Source organism: Streptomyces sp. SID5910 (assembly GCF_009862125.1).
In the GTDB taxonomy this organism is placed as follows: domain Bacteria; phylum Actinomycetota; class Actinomycetes; order Streptomycetales; family Streptomycetaceae; genus Streptomyces.
Map to the genome: position 1 here is coordinate 1 of NZ_WWHX01000133.1, position 1641 is coordinate 1641.

The 1641-nt window shown below is 81.0% G+C and carries 2 protein-coding genes; one reads left to right on the plus strand and one right to left on the minus strand.

All coding sequences use genetic code 11. The annotated features are described in order from the left end of the window. Positions 1-609: 609 nt before the first annotated feature. Positions 610-1362 (minus strand): polysaccharide deacetylase family protein, encoded by a 753-nt coding sequence (locus tag GTW67_RS04865; protein ID WP_161163557.1) that lies wholly within the window; start codon positions 1360-1362, stop codon positions 610-612. On the opposite strand from GTW67_RS04865, the gene GTW67_RS04870 reads away from it, so the two are divergent. Next, positions 1309-1641, plus strand: a 333-nt coding sequence (locus tag GTW67_RS04870; RefSeq protein ID WP_202436827.1) for a hypothetical protein, incomplete at its 3' end; no start/stop codon positions are given. The genes GTW67_RS04865 and GTW67_RS04870 overlap by 54 nt on opposite strands.

A 1641-nucleotide genomic window follows, 5' to 3' on the forward strand; every position in this document is an offset into this window, starting at 1 on the left:
CGGGGGCTGCGGTGCGCGTGCCGTGCCGGGCCCCACGCTCGCCGTGCCGAGGTACGCCGATCCCGTGGGCGTCCGACGGGACCGACCTGTCCGGGCTGCCGCCTGAGGCACCGGGGCAGCCGGGGCATGCCCCGGTCTTCAGCCGGGTGCTGCGGCGCGCGAGCTGGGCCCCGCGCCTGCCGTGCCGTGCCGACCCCGTGGGGGCCGGAGGGTACGGCCCGTTCGGAGGCGGCGCCTGACGTACCGGGGCGGCCCGGGTGCTCGTCAGCCGGGTGCTGCGGCACGCGAGCCGGGCCCCGCGCCCGCCGTGCCGTGCCCGTGGGCGGCCGGCGGGCCCGGCCTGTTCGGGGGCGGCGCCTTACGTACCGGGGCGGCGGGGTGCCCCTCACCCGGTGCTGCGGCGCGCGTGCCGTGGAGGGCCCCGCCGGCCCCGTGGGCGGCCGGCGGCCCCGACCCGTCCGGGCGCCGCCTGACGGGCCGGGGCCGCGGGGACTCGTCCCTGGTTCTCTTCTAGGTGTCGCGGCGCGCGAGCGTCGTGGGTGGTCGGCGGGTCCGGCCTGTTCGGGGTGCCGCCTGGCCCGCCGGGGCTGCGGGGACTCGCCCCGGTCCTTACCCGGGTGCCGCGGCGGGCGTGTCGTGTAGGGCCCCGCCCACCCCGTGCGCGGCCAGTGGGCCCACCGTGAGGCCGGCCGCGCGGCAGTCCGCGATGAGGTCCGGGAGGGCGCCGAGGGTCGCGCGCCAGCTGCCGGGGGCGGAGGCGTGGTCGGTGTCGTGCAGGAGGATCGTGCCGCCCGGGCGCAGGTCCGCCGCGACGGTCGCCCGCACGGAGGCGGGCGTGGCGTCGTGCCGCCAGTCCTTGCCCCACGCCGTCCACAGGACCGGCCGCAGCCCGGCACGCCGGGCGGCCGCCCAGCGGCCCGAGGTGAGGATGCCGTAGGGCGGCCGGTACCAGCGCGGGGCGTGGCCGGTGACGTCGGCCACCGCGCGGGCGGCCCGCAGCAGCTCGCGCGCGTCCCGCGCCGGTGACGGCAGCCAGGGCCGGTCGTGCGACCAGCCGTGGACGGCGAGTTCGTGGCCGCGCCGGACCAGCTCACGGGCCGTCGCGGGGTGCCGGGCGACGTTCTCGCCCAGCACGAAGAACGTCGCCCGCACGCCCAGCGCGTCCAGCGCGTCGAGGAAGCGGGGCGTGGTCTCCGGGTCGGGGCCGTCGTCGAAGGTGAGCGCGACGTGATCGGGCCGGCCCTGCCCGGCCAGCGCGGGGAACCAGCGGCGCCGCAGCTCCGGCAGCCAGGTCGCGGCGGGACCGATGTGGGCCAGCGCGGCGACCACGGGCACAACGACCACGGGCGCGACGACGCGCACGCCCCGTCCGGCGCCGCCGCCACCCTCCGCGAGGGCCCGCGCGAGGAGCCCGGCGTCGCCCTCACCCTCGGCGAGGGCGCGTGCGAGCCGTCCGGCGTCGCCGTCACCCCCGGCGAGGGCGCGTGCGAGGCGTCGGGCGTCGCCTCCACCCTCGGCGAGGGCGCGCGCGAGGCGTCCGGCGTCGCCCTCACCCCCGGCGAGGGCGCGTGCGACGCGTCCGGCGTCGCCCTCGCCTCCCGCGAGTGCGCGCGTGACGCGTCCGGCATCGCCCCCACCCCC